At 42.3% G+C, this 21,004-nt stretch carries 21 protein-coding genes; 5 read left to right on the top strand and 16 right to left on the bottom strand.

The window, feature by feature from the left end; genetic code table 11:
* Positions 1 to 7: 7 nt before the first annotated feature.
* From DC487_RS03055 to DC487_RS17180, 14 genes are all read right to left on the bottom strand, one after another.
* Positions 8 to 694 carry an urease accessory protein UreF gene (locus DC487_RS03055; protein WP_116774463.1) on the bottom strand — a complete coding sequence of 229 codons (687 nt, stop codon included), beginning with the start codon at positions 692 to 694 and terminating at the stop codon, positions 8 to 10.
* Entirely contained in the window at positions 660 to 1,190 is a 531-nt protein-coding gene (locus DC487_RS03050) for an urease accessory protein UreE (protein WP_116774462.1), read from the bottom strand. The genes DC487_RS03055 and DC487_RS03050 overlap by 35 nt, the downstream gene beginning before the upstream one ends.
* Positions 1,190 to 3,043, bottom strand: a complete 1,854-nt coding sequence (gene ureC / locus DC487_RS03045) for an urease subunit alpha (protein WP_116774461.1) — start codon at positions 3,041 to 3,043, stop codon at positions 1,190 to 1,192. Before ureC ends, DC487_RS03050 begins: the two co-directional genes overlap by 1 nt.
* 19 nt (positions 3,044 to 3,062) lie before the next feature.
* Positions 3,063 to 3,434: an urease subunit beta gene (gene ureB, locus DC487_RS03040; protein ID WP_116774460.1), complete on the bottom strand. Its 372-nt coding sequence runs from the start codon at positions 3,432 to 3,434 to the stop codon at positions 3,063 to 3,065.
* 18 nt (positions 3,435 to 3,452) lie between these two features.
* Positions 3,453 to 3,755, bottom strand: a complete 303-nt coding sequence (gene ureA / locus DC487_RS03035) for an urease subunit gamma (RefSeq protein WP_116774459.1) — start codon at positions 3,753 to 3,755, stop codon at positions 3,453 to 3,455.
* Positions 3,756 to 3,793: 38 nt separating this feature from the next.
* On the bottom strand, positions 3,794 to 4,993 hold the full coding sequence (locus DC487_RS03030; protein ID WP_116774458.1) for a porin: 1,200 nt from the start codon (positions 4,991 to 4,993) through the stop codon (positions 3,794 to 3,796).
* Positions 4,994 to 5,071: 78 nt separating this feature from the next.
* Positions 5,072 to 6,454, bottom strand: coding sequence for a HAMP domain-containing sensor histidine kinase (locus DC487_RS03025; protein ID WP_116774457.1), 1,383 nt, complete (start codon positions 6,452 to 6,454; stop codon positions 5,072 to 5,074).
* Positions 6,438 to 7,139, bottom strand: a complete 702-nt coding sequence (locus tag DC487_RS03020; protein WP_239016308.1) for a response regulator transcription factor — start codon at positions 7,137 to 7,139, stop codon at positions 6,438 to 6,440. Before DC487_RS03020 ends, DC487_RS03025 begins: the two co-directional genes overlap by 17 nt.
* Positions 7,140 to 7,212: 73 nt before the next feature.
* Entirely contained in the window at positions 7,213 to 8,955 is a 1,743-nt protein-coding gene (locus DC487_RS03015) for a hypothetical protein (protein WP_116774455.1), read from the bottom strand.
* 86 nt (positions 8,956 to 9,041) lie between these two features.
* The gene (locus DC487_RS03010; RefSeq protein WP_116774454.1) at positions 9,042 to 10,082 is read right to left on the bottom strand and encodes a hypothetical protein; all 1,041 of its coding nucleotides are present in this window, start codon (positions 10,080 to 10,082) and stop codon (positions 9,042 to 9,044) included.
* A complete protein-coding gene (locus tag DC487_RS03005; RefSeq protein WP_165799005.1) occupies positions 10,069 to 12,078 on the bottom strand; it encodes a phospholipase D-like domain-containing protein in 2,010 nt (669 codons plus the stop codon). The genes DC487_RS03010 and DC487_RS03005 overlap by 14 nt, the downstream gene beginning before the upstream one ends.
* A gap of 214 nt (positions 12,079 to 12,292) precedes the next feature.
* Positions 12,293 to 12,958: a response regulator gene (locus tag DC487_RS03000; protein WP_116774452.1), complete on the bottom strand. Its 666-nt coding sequence runs from the start codon at positions 12,956 to 12,958 to the stop codon at positions 12,293 to 12,295.
* 12 nt (positions 12,959 to 12,970) lie between these two features.
* Positions 12,971 to 14,656 carry an ATP-binding protein gene (locus DC487_RS02995; protein ID WP_116774451.1) on the bottom strand — a complete coding sequence of 562 codons (1,686 nt, stop codon included), beginning with the start codon at positions 14,654 to 14,656 and terminating at the stop codon, positions 12,971 to 12,973.
* A gap of 113 nt (positions 14,657 to 14,769) precedes the next feature.
* On the bottom strand, positions 14,770 to 14,928 hold the full coding sequence (locus DC487_RS17180) for a hypothetical protein (protein WP_165799004.1): 159 nt from the start codon (positions 14,926 to 14,928) through the stop codon (positions 14,770 to 14,772).
* Here DC487_RS17180 and DC487_RS17365 point away from each other — a divergent pair.
* The 5 genes from DC487_RS17365 (at position 14,928) to DC487_RS02975 (ending at position 17,890) form a co-directional block, all read left to right on the top strand.
* Positions 14,928 to 15,053: a hypothetical protein gene (locus DC487_RS17365; RefSeq protein WP_262508148.1), complete on the top strand. Its 126-nt coding sequence runs from the start codon at positions 14,928 to 14,930 to the stop codon at positions 15,051 to 15,053. The two genes, DC487_RS17180 and DC487_RS17365, sit on opposite strands and share 1 nt — an antisense overlap.
* A gap of 291 nt (positions 15,054 to 15,344) precedes the next feature.
* Complete coding sequence (locus DC487_RS02990; RefSeq protein WP_116774450.1) at positions 15,345 to 16,262, top strand: hypothetical protein; 918 nt, start codon at positions 15,345 to 15,347, stop codon at positions 16,260 to 16,262.
* A 57-nt stretch (positions 16,263 to 16,319) separates the two neighbouring features.
* A complete protein-coding gene (locus tag DC487_RS02985) occupies positions 16,320 to 16,649 on the top strand; it encodes a hypothetical protein (protein WP_116774449.1) in 330 nt (109 codons plus the stop codon).
* Positions 16,650 to 16,687: 38 nt separating this feature from the next.
* Positions 16,688 to 17,230, top strand: coding sequence for a C40 family peptidase (locus tag DC487_RS02980; RefSeq protein WP_116774448.1), 543 nt, complete (start codon positions 16,688 to 16,690; stop codon positions 17,228 to 17,230).
* A gap of 57 nt (positions 17,231 to 17,287) precedes the next feature.
* Complete coding sequence (locus DC487_RS02975; RefSeq protein WP_116774447.1) at positions 17,288 to 17,890, top strand: HD domain-containing protein; 603 nt, start codon at positions 17,288 to 17,290, stop codon at positions 17,888 to 17,890.
* Between the two features lie 3 nt (positions 17,891 to 17,893).
* On the opposite strand, the gene DC487_RS02970 is transcribed toward DC487_RS02975, so the two are convergent.
* Positions 17,894 to 19,117, bottom strand: a complete 1,224-nt coding sequence (locus DC487_RS02970) for an MFS transporter (protein WP_116774446.1) — start codon at positions 19,115 to 19,117, stop codon at positions 17,894 to 17,896.
* Positions 19,118 to 19,267: 150 nt separating this feature from the next.
* Positions 19,268 to 20,701 carry a phytoene desaturase family protein gene (locus tag DC487_RS02965; protein ID WP_317046318.1) on the bottom strand — a complete coding sequence of 478 codons (1,434 nt, stop codon included), beginning with the start codon at positions 20,699 to 20,701 and terminating at the stop codon, positions 19,268 to 19,270.
* Positions 20,702 to 21,004 lie beyond the last annotated feature (303 nt).

The following is a 21,004-nucleotide window of genomic DNA, read 5'->3' as shown; positions in this document are numbered from 1 at the left end:
ATTATTTTTATGATATATAGATCCGCGTGTATAATTTCTCATGTTGCATACAGCGCAAATCCTGCGCTACGCAACAATTGCCCAACATATCTTCGTCCATATCCGCTTGACTATTGACTAATTCTTGTATCAATCCTTGTAAATCAAACAGAATTTGCTGTCCATCCATCTGACTAATGGGTACTAATTTGGCGCAGTTCGTAACGATACCATTTAACGTATTGTAATAAAATGCACTCAATGCATCTTCGTACGAAATGCCTTGTGATTGAGCATACATAGCGAAGGCAATGGGATAATGCCCTCCCGCTTCACCGCTTTGTATCGCCTCTAAATACGATTTGCAACGGCGTGCCGCACCAAAACCATCCACCACTTTTAGAAAGCGAATCGCCAGCTTTTTACTGGCTTGGCGGATTTCGTAAGGAGATTTGTAAGAACTGACCAATCGATCTAATTCTAGCAGCTTGACTTTAGAAAATTTACCCTCACACAGCTGCCAAGCCTTCGCAAAAAATGCGGCATCGTTATAATACATATTGTACCGCAACATGCTTTGGGCATACGATTTGGTCGTTGCACTGTTATGCACCAATCCTTTGTGGATGTAGGTTTCCAAGCCATACGAATGCGTAAAACTCCCGATCGGAAATACCGAATCATTTATTTGCAGCAAGGTCAATAATGGATTCATCTACGTTTTTTGCTAAGGTTACTCTAAATTTTGTTGTACGTGTCCACTGATGTATTTTCAGGGTTTGAAGCTGCTCTAAAACGGCTTCGGATTGGTCCACTTGATAGCCTTGTTTTTGAAACAGATGATGCAGCGGCGCTTCATAAGCCACCACCACTTCATCTGCTGATTTTATCGCAATGGGCACATGCCGATTGCCAATATCAAAACATACTTTGGCCATCTCCAAACTATTTCTTGGATGAATGAAAAGGCATAGACAAGGCAGCACGCGCACCACGATACAGATCTCCGCATCTTGGTACAATATGTCTCCCGTTTGGAGCGGAAAAGCTTGACGGTTTTTAAAACCAATCTCCCTCCCGGCTACGGTATTTCTGCGCAAGACGCCTTTATCCAAATCGAACCAATCCAACTCGAGATAATCCATTTCCACATCGTGGAAACGCTCGGGCGCCGCCTGCGTATTGCCTAGTATGTCTGTCGCCAGAATCATTAAAACAAGAAGTAGCGCTGTGCCATCGGCAACTCCGCCAAAGGCTCACAAGTGGCCAAAACACCATCGACCGTTACATCATACGTTTCTGGATCGACCACGATATTTGGTGTGGCATCATTGTGTACCATATCTTTTTTCATGACGGTACGGCAGCCTTCTACTGGCAAACTTTGTCTGGATAAACCAAGCGAAGCAATCGTGCCGTTCTCGATCGATATTTTGGACACGAAGTTGAAACAGGTTTTAGTCATGGCTTTACCAAAGTTGCCGAACATCTGACGGTAAATAATCGGTTGTGGCGTTGGAATAGAAGCATTCGCATCGCCCATTTTCGAACCGAGAATCATACCACCTTTGATGATCATTTCGGGTTTCACCCCAAACATCTCTGGTTTCCACAGTACCAAATCGGCATGTTTTCCGACTTCGATAGAACCCACGTATTTATCAATACCATGAGCTTTTGCCGGGTTGATCGTATATTTAGAAACATAGCGCTTCACGCGGAAATTATCATTTCCAGAAGCCTTATCTTGCTCTAATGGTCCGCGCTGTACTTTCATTTTGTGCGCTGTCTGATAAGTACGTGAGATCACCTCTCCTACACGACCCATCGCCTGACTATCCGAACTCATGATGGAGAACACGCCCATATCCTGCAGAATATCTTCTGCTGCAATAGTTTGCGGACGAATACGTGAATCGGCAAAAGCCACATCTTCCTTCACACTTTTATCCAAGTGGTGACAGACCATCAACATATCCAGATGCTCCTCGGCCGTGTTTACGGTGAATGGCTTGGTTGGATTGGTAGATGCTGGCAAAATGTTAGGATACATGGAAATTTTGATAATATCCGGCGCGTGGCCACCACCAGCACCTTCGGTGTGGAATGTGTGAATCACACGTCCATCGATCGCGGCAACGGTATCTTCTAAGAAACCGGCTTCGTTCAACGTATCGGTGTGAATTGCTACTTGTACATCGTACTTATCGGCCACTTTTAGCGCCGCATCGATCGTAGCTGGCGTAGCGCCCCAATCTTCATGAATCTTCACACCTAAAGCGCCCGCTTCGATTTGCTCTTCGATCGGCCGCGTGGTAGATACATTTCCTTTTCCAAAAAAGCCCACATTGATTGGCAAGCCTTCAAAGGACTCCAGCATTTTGTGAATAAACCACTTACCAGAAGTAACCGTCGTTGCATTCGTACCATCAGCTGGACCTGTACCGCCACCAATAAACGTGGTTACACCACTGTAAAGAGCTGTTTCTACTTGCGTCGGACTGATAAAGTGAATGTGCGTATCAATACCACCAGCGGTGAGAATCATCCCTGCGCCACCATGTACTTCGGTGGACGCGCCGATAATCATACCTTTGGTCACGCCATCTTGTACGTCAGGGTTTCCGGCTTTTCCGACACCGACGATTTTACCGTCTTTGATGCCGACATCGGCTTTAACAATACCCCAGTGATCGATAATGATTACATTACTAATGCAAAAATCAAGCACATCCTCATCACGCAAGGCACGTGCTGATTGTCCCATGCCATCACGGATGGTTTTACCGCCACCAAATTTATTTTCTTCGCCATAGACGGCGTAATCCTTTTCGATCTCGATCAACAACTCCGTATCGGCCAAGCGCACGCGGTCGCCCGTGGTCGGACCGAACAAGGAAGCATATTTATCTCGCGGAATGTACAACTCGCCATCCTCATAACGGATGGACGATTTATCTAGTCCTAATTTTTCTAATCCCAAAGCATTGAGCTTGGTCGTAGCAACACTGGCAGAAGCCAATCCTACGATCTTTATCCAGTCTCTTCTATTCCATTCAGCCATAATACACGAATTTTTAGTGTTATTGTGTTGATTTGTACTTCTGTTTTTTCATCTTGGTCATCGCAGACTTTTTCACCTTTTCGTCGGTGTACTTGCCGTTTGTCAATCCATTAAAACCGTGAATCTCGCGCTGGCCGCCCATTTCTACTAAAATGACGTCTTTCTTTTCGCCAGGTTCAAAGCGTACTGCCGTGCTTGCCGGAATATTGAGGCGCATACCAAAGGCATCTTCGCGTACAAACTCTAACGACTTGTTGACTTCAAAAAAATGATAATGTGACCCTACTTGAATCGGGCGATCGCCCGTATTGGCCACAGAAATAGTGGTGGTGCGATAGCCCACATTAGCCTTTACATCGGCCGCTTGTAAAAAATATTCTCCAGGTACCATATATGTATCTATTTTAGGTTATCGAATTGGATCATGTACTGTTACCAGCTTTGTGCCATCAGGGAAGGTAACTTCAATTTGCACATCATGAATCATCTCTGGCACACCTTCCATGACTTGCTTGCGCTTTAATAGTTTGGTGCCCCATTCCATCAATTCAGCCACCGTTTTACCGTCGCGGGCTTTTTCCATCAGTTCCATGCTTATGTAGGCAATGCTTTCTGGATAATTGAGTTTCACCCCGCGCTTTAGGCGCTTCGCTGCAAGCTCTCCCGCCATGTGCAGCATCAACTTTTCAGTTTCTCTTGGTGTTAAATGCATCTTCTATGTTAATTAGATAAAACCTTTGTATACAAATTTTAATAAACTGGAATCGTAAAATATCCACCCACAGCAATCCTGCTGAATTGCACATTGTCGATATTCAAGCGATCTGAATAGGATACATTATTGCCAATGTATCCGAGATAAAAACGTAAATCTTGTTTCTTAAACGGCTTGTGTTGCAATGCCGCAAAGTAGGTGTAGTTTGTACGAAAATCGCTACCAAACGTGTCATCATCTTTACTTCCGGCGGTTTCGACAGCGCCTTTCAAGGCGATTTCCCATTTGTCTGTAAGAAATTGATCGTAACGCAATACCGCAGATTTGTAAACGACATTTTTAGATAGTTGGCGTGCGCCACCAGTCATTGCATAGAAATCATTCATGGTATTGGAAGCAATGAGTGCGTGGTCAGTGCCCAAATGAGAATATTGCAAATCCAAGTAGACCATTTGTCTGTCGGTCAGAAACTTGTTGGCCAACGATACGGCTTGCGTAGGTTTGCCTTCGGCAAATTGGGCTAAGTTGTACGACCATTTGGTGTGAAAGCGTTGATCAGCAAATGCACCTACCCAAGTCAAATATCCGCCGATAGGCGCTTTTGCACGTCGCAGATCACCTGCAACAAAGCCATTATTCGCCAAGTGCGTATCAAAAGAATTGTTGACGGTATTATACATTTGGAGATGGAAGCTATGATCAGGGTTGAGATCATAGGAAAGCTTTCCACCCACCACAAATAGATTCAAGATTCTGTCTACATAATCGGTAAATAGGAATTCGTAAATAGGATTATTCTGGAACTCGTACGAACCCACCATGGCGCTTTGCTTACCTAAGGTGATTGCCCAGTCTCTATTTTTCCCGAATTTGTACTTCATAAAAGCAAAATCCAAGGCTTGCGAGGAATTATCTAAGCCGGATTGTGCGAATGAACGATTGAGCCTAAACCGAATATTGTACGACAGCCGATCATTGTACTCGCCATGAAATAAAATACGAGCTTCTTCCAAGTTGAAGCGTGCCAACGCATCTTCTTTACCCAAATTATCGGCATCGAAGGCAGACCGCATCAGAAAATCAAATTTGAATAATTGAGAGCGGTCGTTTTCTTTCGCGGCGCTGGTATCTACCTGATTCAGACCCAATGCTGGAATGAGCGCTTCGCGCTCTTCCTGCGCCTGCACATGGAAGGCCAAACTACTTAGAAAAAATAATGCTAAAAGGTGCTTCATTATGGAGTGTAAAGTATGCGTGTTAGCAAGGATACTTTACACTCTTAAGAATGCATTAAGAACGAGATTAGAATAGTCTTAGAGCGAGGTGCGCTTGGGTAATATCACCGTAACATGCGTACCTTCTCCTTCGATGGAGTGTATAAGCAGATTTCCGTCATGCAAATCAATAATATTCTTGGCTAGTAATAGCCCTAGGCCAGTTCCTTGAATACTCCGCACATTGCTCGCTCGAAAAAAGGAATCATATACAAAATCCTTTTCGCTAGAAGGAATACCTACTCCCTGATCTTTGATATCGATCACAAAATCATCCTCTTGACTTCTGAGTGAAATAGTGACCTGAGCATCCTTACCATACTTGCACGCATTAGAAACGATATTGCTTAGCGCGATGAACAGTAGATTTTCGTTACCGAAAACTTCCAGCATTTCTCCAATTTCCGGGGTGGCGGCTAAGTCCAAATAGATAGATGGATGACCGCTAGCCTTACTTTCTGAACTCAGTACCCGAAACAATACCTCATCTAATCGTACAGTAGTATAATCTTTCTTGCTATCTTCCAAACCAGATCGTGCGATGATCAACAGATTATTGATCATGGTGATAATCTGATCGGTTTCATTGATAATGCGGAGCAATGATTGTGTGGATTCTTTGTTTAAACCTGGTACTTGCACTGCCAATTCGGCTTCGCCCTTGATGATGGTAAGCGGCGTACGAAAGGAATGCGACGCATTGGCCACAAAGCTCTTCTGAGAATTCACCGATACTTCCAAACGTGCGATCATCTGATTAAAACTTTCAATCAAGGTGGAGATCTCATCGTGCACTTTGTGTGAGTTGGCTATTCGAAGGTTAAGATTAGCAATACTAATTTTATTGATTTCATGGTTAATGCTAGCGATAGGTTTGATGATGTGCCGTGCAAATAAAAAGGAAATCAAAGCCACGATCAGCATACAAACACCAGCTGCATTGAGCAATGTACGATCTAAACTCACCTGTTCGCCCAGTCCATAATCATCCCGACCGGAAGATATGACAATCAAATTTTTGTCGGCATCGGGATCTGAAAAATAAAGCGCGAGATAGGCGGTATCCAGATCCATATACTGTGCCTTTCCTTGCGTGATGACATCTTGATAAAAGTCGGGTGGTAGCGGTAAATCAGGTTTTACGGCTACGTCCGAAAACTGCTTATCTACACGTATAATGTAGTCTTTACCCGCAGACAGTTGGCGCAGGTAAGTGCGCATGATTTCGTAGTAAATCTCATTGATATGCTCCGCTTCTTCGATGGTATGCTTACCCACGATTTGCGCATTTTCTTCCAGACGATGAAAGAATTTGGTACGCAAACTATCTCGGGTAAAATAGGATATATAAATGGCGAAACCCGCAATTAGTGCCCAGCAAATAAGATTGAAGAGGACAATGATTTTAGTTTGCAGTTTCATCCGGATCTTTTAAGATATAGCCCATGCCTACCTTGGTATGCAGCAATTTTCTGTCGAAGCCCTTATCAATCTTGTTGCGAAGGTAATTGATATAAACATCCACTACATTGGTACTTAGATTGAATTCCATGTCCCACACGTTTTCCAGAATATCCATACGGGATACCACGCGCTTGGCATTGCGAATCAAGTATTCCAGCAAGCGAAATTCAGTGGCTGTTAAGGCGATCGGATTGCCAGCACGCGCAGCGCTTTTGCTATCGAGATCTAAGTGAAGATCGGCCAATGAAAGTAAGTTTCTTTGTTCCCTTTCGATAGGATCTGCTCTCTTCCTTAAAAAACGGCCGACTCGGGCTTTGAGCTCGGACATATTAAAGGGCTTGGTGAGATAATCATCAGCATCATTTTCGAAGCCATCGACAATATCTTCGGGCTGATCGAGCGCAGAAAGAATTAATACTGGAACCTGACGACCATGTTCACGGATCTTTTTGCACACCTTCAATCCATCCATTCCGGGCAGCATGATATCTAAAATAATAAGATCATAAGTGGTGGAAAGCGCCATTTCTAGTCCTGACAGCCCCGATAAAGCGACCGAAATATTAAAGTTTGGATCAGCCAGACCTCGACGAATCAATGACACCACGGCGGTATCATCTTCAATCAACAGAATTTCCATCATAACTAATCCAATTTTGCATTTTCAATTTGCGAGTTTATCCTATTCGGTAGCGATAACCCCAAATATATTTAAATTATTGAGTAGTGTACTGATCAGCGGTTATATTTGTCCATGCATCGAAGCAATCTTCGTAATGTGATCCATATTTTTTACGCAGTCTGTGTTTTGCTTTGCGAATTGATTCCTGTCCTACGCCAAGCAAATTGCCCATTTCATGATTACTAACGCCGATTTTTTGCAGCAGCACGATGCGCAACTGCGATTCGGTAATGCCCACCAACTGCTGTATCACATGATCGTAAAATTCGCGGTACTCCGCCATGAACACCCGTTTGAATCGATACCAATTATCCTCAGACATCAGGTGTTCGGACAGTAGATCTTCCAATTTTTCACGCTGCGCCACGTCAGTCCGAGTGGTGGCGCTTTCCAGCTTGCTCACCTCTTCTTTAAGATGATCAATGGCAGCGTTACGTTCCTCGATAAACGTTTTGTACGATTTGATGGTGTGTTGCATCTGCTCGTACCGATTGTCTGACTTATACTTTGCCAGCTCGATGGCGGCAATCTTATTTTCAAACACGGCATGTTGCAAGCGTAGCGACCGTAACTTGGAAATTCGCAGTGACACCGCTAAAATGATCAACAAAGTACAGATCGCTAATAGTGCGATACCGATCAGGTTGGATTTCTGCAATTTGCTTTCATGCACTAACCTATTCCATTCTGCCTGCTCGCGTAAAAGCGTCAGCTTTACATTCTTCACGGCATCAGACCCATCGGTATGCTTGAGTTGTTCTTCTACCTGACGCAGCTTCTGACATAGGGCTAATTGTGCTTTTCCATCGTTGAAATGCTGAAAAAGCTCTAACTTCAATAGAATAATCTCTTGCTGAAATCCTAGAAGATTATCTTTCTCTGCTACATACCTATCCGCCTTCTCAATTAAAGACTGAGCTTCTGCCAAGCGCTCTGTGTCCTTGTATAACCTGCCTAATCGTATCTGTGCAAACATGGCGTTGCGCTGATCGCCATGAAGCTCTGATAACTTAATATCTTCTAACAGCAGCTGCTCTGCATCTGCCATATTCCCAGATTGCATATCGATCAAAGCGATTTCTCCTAAGGATTTAGCATAGCGCATAGGATCTCGATCTTTTGCGCCCGATTTAGCGGCTAGAAAATATTCCTTGGCTCGTGTCGTATCTTCCAAAAAATAATGCTCATATCCCAAGCTATACTGTATAATGGAGGTATCTTTTGCACCAATGCTTGGAGAAGATAGCGCTTGCTCTAAATTGCCGATGGCCAACTGATGGTCGCCAATATTTCCGAAGAAATAAGCTTGTTTGATGAGGCAATCCACTGGATCTATCTCGGCTTCAAAATCGGGAATGGTGAGGTATTTGGAAGCTTCCACAAAATAAGGTAAAGCTTGCTCTAAATGGGTAAGACGGTAATAATAAAACCCGATTTGCGACTTTACCCACATTGACAAACTCGGATAGCCGACTTGCATGGAGAGTGAATCGGCTCTTTTAAGCAACCATTCGGTTTCTTGTTCCGTTTGCGTTTGATTGGCCGCTTCTTGTTGCGCTTGCCGGATCATTTGGATAACCTTCAGCACACCTTCTTCTTTTGGATTCTCCCCTTTTATAGCGGCGAGACCAGATGCAGATTTTGCGGCAGTGGGATCAGTTCGTTCTTGCACAAGCGTAGCATTTACCTGCTGCACAAAGTCCTTGCTGATTGGCTCGGTACAGGCAACACAGAAAATCAACGACAATAAGAGAACAAATAAATTCGGCAGTCGCATTCCAAAAGGCTTGATTTTACGAAGATACGCAAATTTATCAGCTCAATTGCAAGAGGCGCTGCCTAACATTTAATTGCTAGCTACATCTATTCTATAGGACGGCTTCGCAAAAAGTCTTGTACATGGCGCATCGCCTCTCGTTGAGAGCTAGCGGTCGACAATAAGCGATGCGATTTTACGCCCGACTTCGTCAACCAATCCTCCCAAAACAACTGTAGTATCTCCCAATCGGAAGGATGTTGCGTAGCTTTTCCGGATGCATCGATGGAGCGATCGTACATCTCCATCACTAATACATTTAGGTTTTGGAGCAATGGATTTTCGACTGGAATAATACCATATCCTTCTTGCTGGAAAAAGGCTTTTATATCACTCGATCCCGATTTTTTAAACGCTATTCTAAAATCAGCCACTCTTTTTGAATCTAAGAAATAGCACTTATTGCCTTCGCAATTTTTTTCACCATATAATCCAGCTTCTATATAGCCATCCGTGAATAAAACTAACACATTGCAGGCGAACGATCTGTTTAGGCTATGCTGCTTTTTATTCAGCACCGAATCAATCTTATTATCCAAAAGATTGCTTTTAATGCCATTCTTAAAATAAGACCATACGTCTGCCTTCACATTCTTCTGGAGAACCGCATCATTCAACTTTGCATATTCTTGCTTAAATTTTTTCGTGTCCCGATCGAGATTCTCCACACTCTGATTCGTCAGATATTGAATACGCTCTGCTTGATTTTTTCCGAAACGATCTAAGTTAAGTTCCATATCTTCCGGTTTGTAATCACCGCCCATTTTTTGATTGATAAAATCAATCCTTAGAACATCTTTCTGCCCGGTTTTACGCTGTCCCTCCTTTTTCTGACTTAAGTCATAAGTAACGATTTCTGGATAAAAGGCATCTAAAAAGCCATTTACAATAGCAACATCCGACAATGCTCTTGGATAGAGTGCGGTATCAATTCGATTGGAGAGATCCGGAGCAATGGTAATGTTGTAATGGATATCATCAAATATTGTCGGTTCTTCTGGGTCTTCGTCAGGTCCATAACATGCCCCAGATAATAAAGAGAAACACAGTAAAAATTTGAAGATTATAAATTGTTTAACCTGTAACACGGTAGTCTATTTTATTAGTGATAATTTTATTTTCTTGCCATAAATCGATGCTATTATTTGCCATAATAGACATTTCTGTAGCCTTCATAATGGAATATTCTTGATGGAGAAAGTCATTCCAGCCTTCTAAAAAGATATTAATCCGATCTTTTAGCGAGTGTAAAGAAATAGGCAGATTATCATTCTCAATATGACTGATATAAATGTCGGCGGTTTGTTGGATATGCTGCTTTTTCTGATTGAGTAGCAATGAAGCTTTCTCCTTTTCTCGTACAAGTGTAATCGGAGCTTCTTCTATTTCCGCCTGCAAAAGTTGGTTTTCTGCTCTCAGAAGAATATTCTGTTGTTCTAACGCGCCATTATCGTCAGCCAGTTGACGGATGCTTTCTACGCGTTGTTGCTTAGCTTCCTCTTGCTGTTTGATAAATGTTTTGCTTTTTAGTGCTGCATGATCAGGGTTTCGGTCTTCAAAATAGCCAATAAACTTGCTGTAGATGTACTTAAAAAGGATAAGCCCAAGCGCACCCAGTATGAATACCAGATAAAAGTTCGTGTCAGACAATATCTTTGTAAAATGCCATTTTTCAATGGTATCGCCTCGTAAAACCATGACACGATGTACAACCGAAGCGACTTGATACGCAATTACAGCATCTACCAGGAAAATACCCACCCAAGTAATGCCGTCTCGCCAAGAATTGAATCGTGCTATTCGACTAAGCACGGCCAACGCGATCGGAACCAACACAAAAGTGAGCACAAATAAGAGCGCAGCAGGTCCTTTGTCCCAAGCATCGGACAACGCATAGGGATTAAATACCTCTGGAATATCGACCACGCCAGTTTTAAGATTGTATTCTGCATCGGCTGCGCTGTAAATCATAATATAGGCAGCTGAAGAGTAAAAAATAAATAGATAAAAAAGTAAAATAGCTCCAAAAACAACCAGTGGAATTAACTCAAAGTAACGATGCTCTGGACGAATAAAGGTCAGCTTTTGCTCATTAATTTCGTTATCGTATTTTCGGATTTGATCTTCTTCACTCTGTATTTTCCGATCGTTCAAAGTGATTTTTTCGCTGTGAATAGCCATCGTCGAATCATTTGCAACAATTGCCGAAGCAGCTTGTTGCTTTTTTAATTCTAGCTCTGCTTCCAATTGATTTACCCCCAGATCAGATTGATCTCTTGCCGCTTCCGTAGCTTTCAATCGTTGTTCTTCGACCTTGCTCAACAGCCGGCGTTTCTTATCATCAATCACATCAATATCATTGATAAATACGGAGTAAACCGTGTCGAGCGCTTTAGGCAATGTCTGGTGATCGCCATTGGTAGATTTGGCTCGATCAAACCCTTGCTGACGCAATAAGCTTCGATCAAAATTAGCCACTTCGGCAGCAATCATAGAATCCAATACATCCGCAAAGCTGTTATCTTTCTTCACGATTACAGGATCCTTTTGTTTTGCGAGAGTATCATCTGGAGCGATCACGAGCTGTTGATCTTGCTTGGCCGCTTTTTCTTTAGTTTCGTTAAATATTTTGATCATTTTATCGACCGTTCCGGAGTCGTTCGTCACCATGATGCTCTCATTGTTGTTATTGCGCGCATTGACACTCCAATTGTACGAACCATACAACACCTTGGATTGATCAATAACGCAAAACTTATGATGCATCATCCCATAACCTGCACCTCTAACGCGGCACACGAGAGCACCATTTTTGACCAAATCATCAAATGGTAAACGTCTATTATCATCATTGTCAGCGAGGATAATCTCGGCCTTTGTTCCGCTGAGGATTTTCTGCTCCAAAACATCAAACAATTCCTGATCGGTAAACCAAGATGCGGCGATCAGTATTTCGTTTTGGGCAGATTGTAATTGCGACACGATGGCGGCATGAATCGCCTCATTGTCGTGAATAATCTGTTGATCCAGCGGCGCAGGCTGCTTATCTACAGACGTGGAGGTGAAGAGAGTTTTTAAATTCATCGGTATGCATTTCATAGTTTACGGTCGAGCCGCAGTATGCGGCGTACCCGTGGTTTGTCAATGCATCAAAAGTAGTAGCTTAATTCAATTTTGTCTTACGGTTTTCCGTAAGACAGAAAATCACATAAATTTGATTATCAAATGAATAAACAAAAAAGAGACTGCAAATGCAGTCTCCTCGGTAATAATATAGGGATTGGATGGATACTTCTTTTTAGATCAGTCCTTTCTCCTTGCAGTATACGGCAAGCTGTTCATTCTTCACAAAACCCAATGCTTCTTTCATAATATTCAATCGCTTTTCTACACTACTTAAACTGCAAGGTTTTAGTTGTCTTTGCTTCAAGATAAAGGGAATGTTTTTTTGCATTTCACCTTGATATAATAGGGATACAATAGTTATATCTACCGTGGTAAATTCGAAAGAATTTTCTTCTCGAATAGCTTGTTTTATAGCCGAAGGCTGATAGCGTTTTTCGTTATAGACCGTGTGGATCGCTTGTTTGAGATGATCGGCATCATGACGTGCTTTACGAACGTAGCCATCAATCTTCAAATTTTCAAAAAGATCATCGATCACGCTCGGACGATTTTCCCCAGAGAATACAATAACTTTTAGATCTGGATGTACATTTCTAGCTTCACGGATTAGATCGGTGCCATGCTCTAATACTTGTGTATTGTTGTCCGGTTCGAAACTTAAATCAGTAATCAGCAAATCATAAGGTGCTTGGTCGCGTTGTGCATTTTTGATCCATGACAACGCGTGATCGCAATAGTACACATAATCTGTTGTCTCGATTTGAAGGTCATGCAATGTTTTCTGCAACGAGATATTGGCGCTTTGTTGGTCTTCTGCTATAAGAATTTTTTTGAACATACTTTTATTCTATTAACGAATCGGGATATGGATATCTATTTTCATTCCATCACCCACTTCGCTAGCAAAGATAATTTCTCCCCTCAATCCACGAATACGGGAAACCGTATTTTGGCGACCTTTTCCCTTTGGTGCGTCGGCATGCATTCCCACTCCGTCATCCTGATAATGAATATGCAAGTGCTCATCTTCTCGACCAAAACGTATTACTACACTTGTCGCCTGACTATGTTTGGCCATATTCACCATCATCTCAAGCAGCACTTCCTTCAATTCAGATTTTGCTTGATCGCTGACGTTCTCCCATAGTGCCGCATCGTTCCCTGCGATCAATACAAGGCGATTCTCTTTTGCGAAAGATTTCAAAAGCTCTCCCAACACATCAGGATAAGCACTTGGTGCTTCTATAGACTCTTCGGCCTCGTAAGATATATCACGGGATTTATTGTACATGATATCTAGTTTATCAAGTAAGCTATCACGATCCAATTGCTCATTGTATTCTATCTCACTCATAACGCGGTAAATACCATTGGCCACCACATCGTGCACTTTACGGGATGTGGCTAGTTTACTGGCCTTGATTTTATTTTGCGCTTCTAGTTCCAATCGCTCTTTTCGCTTCCTATACCAAAACCTGCCACCAACTATTCCTCCAATAATCAGCACGAAAAGGCCACCAGTCATCCATCGTTGTCGAGTAAGTCGAGCCGATTTTTCCACGTTATCATTTTCCAAACGCAAGTTATCGGCTTTATTTTTCTCGACTTCGTAGCGAATTAATGCAAATTGATTTTTAGCAGCAGCGCGTGCACTTTCCAAACTATCGGTCAATCTGCTATAACTCGTAAAGTATGTTTGTAAGGAATCCCTATTCCCCGTTTGGATTAGTCGCCTCAAAGCATTTACCTGCGCATCTGGACTTTTAAGTTTTAATGCCGTAGCGTATTGTTTCCTGGCGTAGAACAACGAGGAATCTGAACGTTTTTCTTTGTAATAATCAGCCAGATGCGCGTAACTTGCATTTTGACCCCAAATGTCTTTCTCCTGAACACGTATGGATAATGCGTTCAATAAATCTGGAGCTGCTACATAAGATGAGTCATGATCCGATCGGGCATTAGCTCGATTGGATAGCGTACGTGCATATTCTATACTTTTCAAATAAGGTCGCGATAAAATATTCTGGAATATTTTATCTGCCTTACCGAACTGCTTAAGACTTTTGTAAACTAAAGCGATGTTATTCTCTATAATAGAAAGGTTAGCAGAATCTTGAGAATACTTCAATGTTTTTTCAAAAAAAGACAGCGCATCATCATAGTATTTCAGATCGCGACTAATTGTGCCTAGTGTATTGAAATTTGAATTAAGATATGGATAATGATCCAGCTTATGCTCATTCAGATAATCATTGGCTTGTAAAGCTGTTTCTTGAGCTCCGAAATAATCTCCAGCGTCTCTTTGAATAACAGCCATATTTATTAAACAGTTTGCGACATGTAAACTATCATTGATACTTTGATAGTGATCTTTCACTTGACTAAAGCGCAAAAATGCACTATCAGGTTTACCGGCATCCAAATAAGCATAAGCTTCTTCATACTCTTTGTTTACCGATATCGAAGGAATACTTTCGGGCTTATCGACGCAAGATAGAATGACAAATAAGACAAAGATATATACAGGAAATTTCAAAATAAGAATAGGTCGATTTACTCAACTAAAGTATAGAATAATAAGCAGAAATAAACAAAAAAAGGGCAACTCATTCGTTGCCCTTCTGAAATATATCCGTCTTTAAGATTCTTCTACGGTTTTACTGGCGGTTTTGGCGGAAGAATTGTTCCTGCTTCTCCTCCATCACCATCTCCATCCGTATTTTGGATGGTTACTTGTCCGTCTGGTCCTGTAGTAGGAGTTGTTTGTCCACCTTGTCCGATCATTAAAAGAAAAATTAAATACCACATTGCTCAAAAAATTAAAAGTCAAAAACTTGGTAGGTCCGCATGCGCCGCGCATGGGATTGCTACAATGGTTTTCAGAAGGCCTTCTGATTTTTTGGGAAGTAGGAGATCGTACTGCGGAAGACTAAAGCTGCTTCCCAAACCGGCTAAAGAATGCCGCAGTATTTTCTCAGTTTGGAATCTGTTTCGTATCTTTCCTCGAAAGAACAAACTGATCTATTACCTGATTCCGAAAGCAAATGTATAGCGCTCAACACGCTGGCAGAAAGGTATTTCCGACGATTCCGATCTTTCCGAAGCTATTCCGTGAATTCCAGTGAAATTCCGGTTTACCCGACGAAAGAAGGTGATAGGGATATATAAAAAGGCTTATGGTTTTCCGTAAATTCCGATAGGTAGATAGACGTAATTTTGTGCCTATGCCAACAATAATTGACTTTAATAAAGCTGTTATCGAGTTCTACCTACAGAAGAAAGCAGATAATGATCTTAATGAATTACAAAGTATCTCGCCAGCCAAGCTGAAAGATTTACTTTTATCAAAACTTGCATCTGGGGAATTGCAAAAGGATATTCCTTCGCTGGAAAAAATCTTCAACAATGCGAAGAAGTTTGAAAATCTGACACGAGCGATCATGAATGAAAGTATTGACAAGTTCAGGCCCATTCAATACTTTATTCAAGGAAAAACCACGGTCCCAACGGATGACACCATTATCCTACTTTCTATCTTTATTGACTTTCAACCAAGACCATATGCTGCTTGGAGAGAAAAAGGGTTTGATGAAGATGAAACTGTGATATCGGACGGCGACAGAGACAAAGAGGCTGATGGGGAACTGGAAACCGATGAAAATCCGCCAACTACAAAAGGTAGTAATAAAACAGAAATGCCACCTACGGAGAATCCGGAGACACCACCACCCGTACGTGTAAACTGGAAATTAAAAGATAAAAAATCATTGTCCATTATGGCAGGCGCGCTTGTACTTACGATTTTAATGGCATTTTACTCATGGCCACATAAACAGTGTATGTACTGGGATGGAGAAAAATACATCGCAATTTATTGTGACGAAGCGGATTATCAGCTTCAATGCCTGGCCTTAGATAACGAAAAGCTGGAAAACTTTAAACGCATTACACGAAAGGATACCTTAACAAAAGATCACGTTAATAAAGTATGGTATTCGAAGATCGACACGGAAGTAGAATTTTTCACCTGCCCCGGTCTGCATCCGGTCCATCCACATCGATCGCTGAAAGCAGCCACATTACGTATCATTGAGAAATACGCTATAGGCAAAGTCAATAACGAAAAAGGAGCTGTAGATTAACCCACTATTCTCTAACTAATTAGAAAACAATGCTTTTAAACCATTACGCAAGCTTTCATGAAAATAGTCTACTTCCTTTTATTGAATATCCTTTTCACGCATCCATTACTAGCGCAAAATAAATATGCTACTACGACGGATGGAAAAAGGGTAATCCTAAAGCCCGACGGCACTTGGGCGTATGTACAATATGATGTGAGTACTGCCCGAGATCAATCATCCGCGATCAAAAGCAAGGCGACTGACACAAGAGGTACCACAGCAGTGAAGAAAAGTTCATCAGCAGCACGGTCTTCTCGCCAGTATATTCGCGGACCGCGCGGAGGCTGCTATTACATCAACAGTAACGGCAATAAAACGTATGTGGATCGCAGCTTATGTAACTAAATCAGGGCAATTAGCTGATTTTCCGTAGTTTTGCTTAAATGAAAGCAGCGCATCTTATCAAAATATTCTGCCTAACGGGCTTGTGTTTCCTGAATAATCATTCGTTAAATGCCAAATTTCCCGACAAGTCCTACCTTAATATTGGTGCTAATACACATGATATCGTAGCGGTCACATCGGAAGTCGATGCGGAAAAAGAAATCATTGCATTTGCGAAAAAGTTATTAGGCGTGCCTTATCGCTACGGCCAAACAAGCCCTAATACAGGATTTGATTGTTCCGGTTTTGTATATTATGTTTTTAAGGAATTTGGGATCAGCTTACCGAGAAGTTCTGCTGGAATGGGACAGGCTGGAGCAGATGTTGCGTTGGAGGAAGCAAAAGCAGGGGATATAATTTTGTTTACGGGTACCAATCCTGCTAAGCGAAGCATTGGACATGTCGGTATTGTGTTGTCAAATGAGGACAAAGAAGGTTTACGATTTATACATGCCAGCTCAGGGAAAGCACAAGCTGTGACAGAAACCAATCTGGAAGGCAGTTACCAACGTAGATTTATGAAAGTTGTCCGCGTACTTTAATCATATTTAAAGCTATTCGTACCTTATTTGCTTAAAAATTATACATCAATTTGCCACATGACACCAGAGAACCTAAGCAAACAACTTGCCTTCATCAAAGAGATCGATAAGCTAAAATATATTCAGCGCAGAACGAAACTGTTCAATAGTGATCGTTGCGAGAATAGCGCAGAGCACAGCTGGCATTTGGCACTTATGGCCATCGTACTAACCGAACATGCTAACGAAAAGGTAGATGTATTGAAGGTGATTAAAATGGTGCTCATACACGATGTGGTAGAGATCGATGCCGGCGATACTTTTATCTATGACACACAAAAAAGCCACGACAATACGGATGAAGAGCGCTTGGCAGCACAACGCATTTTCGGACTGTTGCCCGAAGAAACGGCTCAAGAACTGATTGCTATTTGGGAAGAGTTTGAAGCTGGGGAAACCGCAGAAGCCAAATTTGCTCGCGCCATGGATCGTTTGGAGCCCTTATTACAAAATAGCTCCAACAACGGTGGCACTTGGCATGAGCCCGGCGTCACTTATGATAAGGTATTCTCTAAGAAAAGTGTGATCAAAGATGGTGCTGCGGATCTGTGGACGTATGGGGAAAGCTTGATCAACGAAGGCGTCCAAAAAGGTTTCTTAAAAAAGAATACGACCGATTAACCGTTATTCTTCAACGTAATCTAAGTCTTTTCCAAAACTCTCTTTTAGTTGACTCAGAGCTAATAGTGCGATGACAATGGTAATCGCCCCTACTAACATAGCGCCTCCCAAAATACCGATCTGATCCTTAAAGAATTGAAAACCTAAGGTTACGGCCACTAAGGATCCACGCACAAAATTCGGAACCGTCGTGGTTACCGTCGCCCTCAAGTTCGTACCAAATTGCTCTGCCGCAATGGTAACAAAAGTAGCCCAGTAACCCGAGGCGAAACCTAACAATAAACTTAGTAGAATAAAACCTTCAGGCGTAAGACCAAAAGAATTAAGATATATACCAACGACTATGGTGGTGAGTAGGATAAAAATCAGCATCACCTTTTTTCTAGATTTTAGTACCTGAGCCAACAGGCCAGCGACCACATCCCCGATAGAAATACCGATATAGCAATACATAATCCCTTTACCCGCATCTATAATGCCTGTAGCATTCAGCGCTCTTCCAAACTCTGGCGAAAACGTAATTAAAACGCCAACCACATACCACAGAGGTAGGCCAATCAAAATACAGCACACATATTTCTTGAATCGCGACCAATTATTAAATAGCATGAGCAAATTACCACGTTGCACATTCTTGTCAGTAGCTTCTTTGAACATGCCTGACTCGACCAAGCCAATCCGTAAGGTAAGCAATAACAAACCCATTCCACCACCTATAAAATAACTTGTTTGCCAGGTATATCGCGCACTTATTAAGGCCGCCATTACCGCACCTAACAAACCAACTGCAGCCACGATCATCGTTCCGTAACCTCGATTCTTTTTACTCATGGTTTCTGTCACCAACGTAATTCCGGCACCAAGCTCGCCTGCTAAACCGACGCCGCCAATGAAACGCACGATCGCGTATTGGTCTACGCTTGTGACAAATCCATTAGCAATATTGGCTAATGAGTACGTGATAATAGAACCGAACAATACACTCAATCTACCTTTTTTGTCTCCAAGTACACCCCACAAAATCCCCCCTACCAACATGCCAAACATTTGACTGTTGATGATCGTAGCACCTACTCGCAACATATCATCTTCCGACACGCCCAAATCCGTCAAACTTTTGACGCGAACTACTGAAAATAATATGAGATCGTAGATATCTACAAAATATCCGAGCGAAGCTACCAACACAATGAGGATGGTATTTCTCCTTTTGACGTGATCGTTCATTTATAATTGATTGTAAAATAAAACTACAAAAAATTAATTTTAAAACAAACCTAAGCTTTGTGAATATTCATTATAAGCCACGGAATTGAGATATGGCATGATGAAAAAGCCGACTGGATCAAACTTACATGATACCAATTTTTGACCACGTCATAGAGTAGGATTAATATCAAAATGATCTTTTAACGCAGTCTTCGCTGCATGATAACCAGACATACCATGTACACCACCACCTGGTGGCGTAGACGATGAACAGATATACACATTTTTGAGGGAAGTGCGATAGGGCGTTAGTGATCTCGTTGGCCGAGTATACAATTGGAAAACATCCATGATTCCACCATTGATATCGCCGCCCACATAATTCGGGTTGTACGCTTCTAACTGCGCCGGACTGTAGGTATGTCGTGCTAAGATCGTATCTCGAAAACCTGGAGCGAACCGCTCTACCTGTGCTTCAATTTCTTCGGTGTAATCTTCTGGTGAGCCATTCGGCACGTGACAATAAGCCCATCCGGTGTGTTTTCCCACGGGAGCCCGTTGACTGTCAAATGCACTTTGCTGCGTAAACAACACAAACGGTTTCTCTACTTTTTTACCCAGATGACTAGCACTTTCGTTTGCTGCGATTTCGGCATAGGTATTACCTAGATGCACGGTAGCGGCTTGTTGGCAGCGTACATCTTTGAAAGGAGTTTTTTCTGACAAGGCCCAATCGATTTTGAACACGCCCATCCCTTGCCTAAATTGTTGCAATTGTCGGGTATATCCTGGTGAAAACTTCAAACCTTTTAGCCCTAATAATTGCTTTGGCGTCAGATCAAGGATCAAAGTTGTATGCGAAGGCAATGCTGCGATATCATCTACCCAATTCCCCGTTTGCAACTCGCCGCCCAACGATCGGTAGTAGCTTAACAGCGCATTCACAATGGCCTGCGAACCTCCAATCGGTACGGGCCAACCATATTTATTCCCCACAGCAGAAAGTACCAAGGCAATCGCCGATGTAGCCCAGTTGCTCAACGGTTGAATACCATGAGCCGCCATACCAGCCCAAAGTGCAGCACCTTGGTCGGTCTTAAAACGATTCGCGATCCAACTGGCAGGTTGCAACGCGTGCAAACCAAAGGCCGCTAGATTCAGCGGTTTCTCCGGAAACCGCAAAGGTCCCATAATCGCTTTGGCTAGCGATTCCCAATGTTCCAATACGGGTTTGATTAAGTTTTTATACCGCTTGCCATCCACTCCCAAACCTGCTGCTGTGTCGGCCAAGTTATTGTGCAGAAAAGCCGTATCGCCATTATCTAAAGGATGAGCAGCCGCGTACTTTGGCGTCACAAATTCCAACCCATGCGCCGCCAATGGAAGCGAATTGAAAAAAGGCGAAGCCATGGCCATAGGATGTATGGCCGAACAGACATCGTGTTTAAATCCCGGCAGCGTAAGCTCCTTCGTACGCATACCGCCACCAATTTGCTCATCGCCTTCAATCAAAAGCGTAGCCAATCCTTGCCGTTGCAAAGTAATGGCGGCCGCAAACCCATTCGGGCCAGACCCCACAATAATAGCATCATATCTGTTCATCGACATATCTAACAACGGAAATAATATACGAAGAAAGCCTCGCGATTACAAATTAATCAAAGCAGCACAGGAGTACTAACTCATTGAAAGATTTACTTCGAAATAAGATGTTAGCGCACCTCATGAAGCATTAATGCTACCATATTATTGTCATATTAACAACTGCATTGTATGTTCAATTTTAGAAATAAGATCTTTGTTGAGGGCTTATACTTTTTTCTTCACGGAGAAAAGAGCTTCGCTAGTCATACTTTAAATCAATATCATCAAAAAATCTATGTGTAAACATGCTATTATTTACGT

It is taken from the genome of Sphingobacterium corticibacter, from assembly GCF_003076635.1.
Classification (GTDB): Bacteria; Bacteroidota; Bacteroidia; order Sphingobacteriales; family Sphingobacteriaceae; genus Sphingobacterium; species Sphingobacterium corticibacter.
The sequence above is the reverse complement of the archived record's forward strand: the minus strand, read 5'-3'. Positions and strand labels throughout refer to the sequence as shown.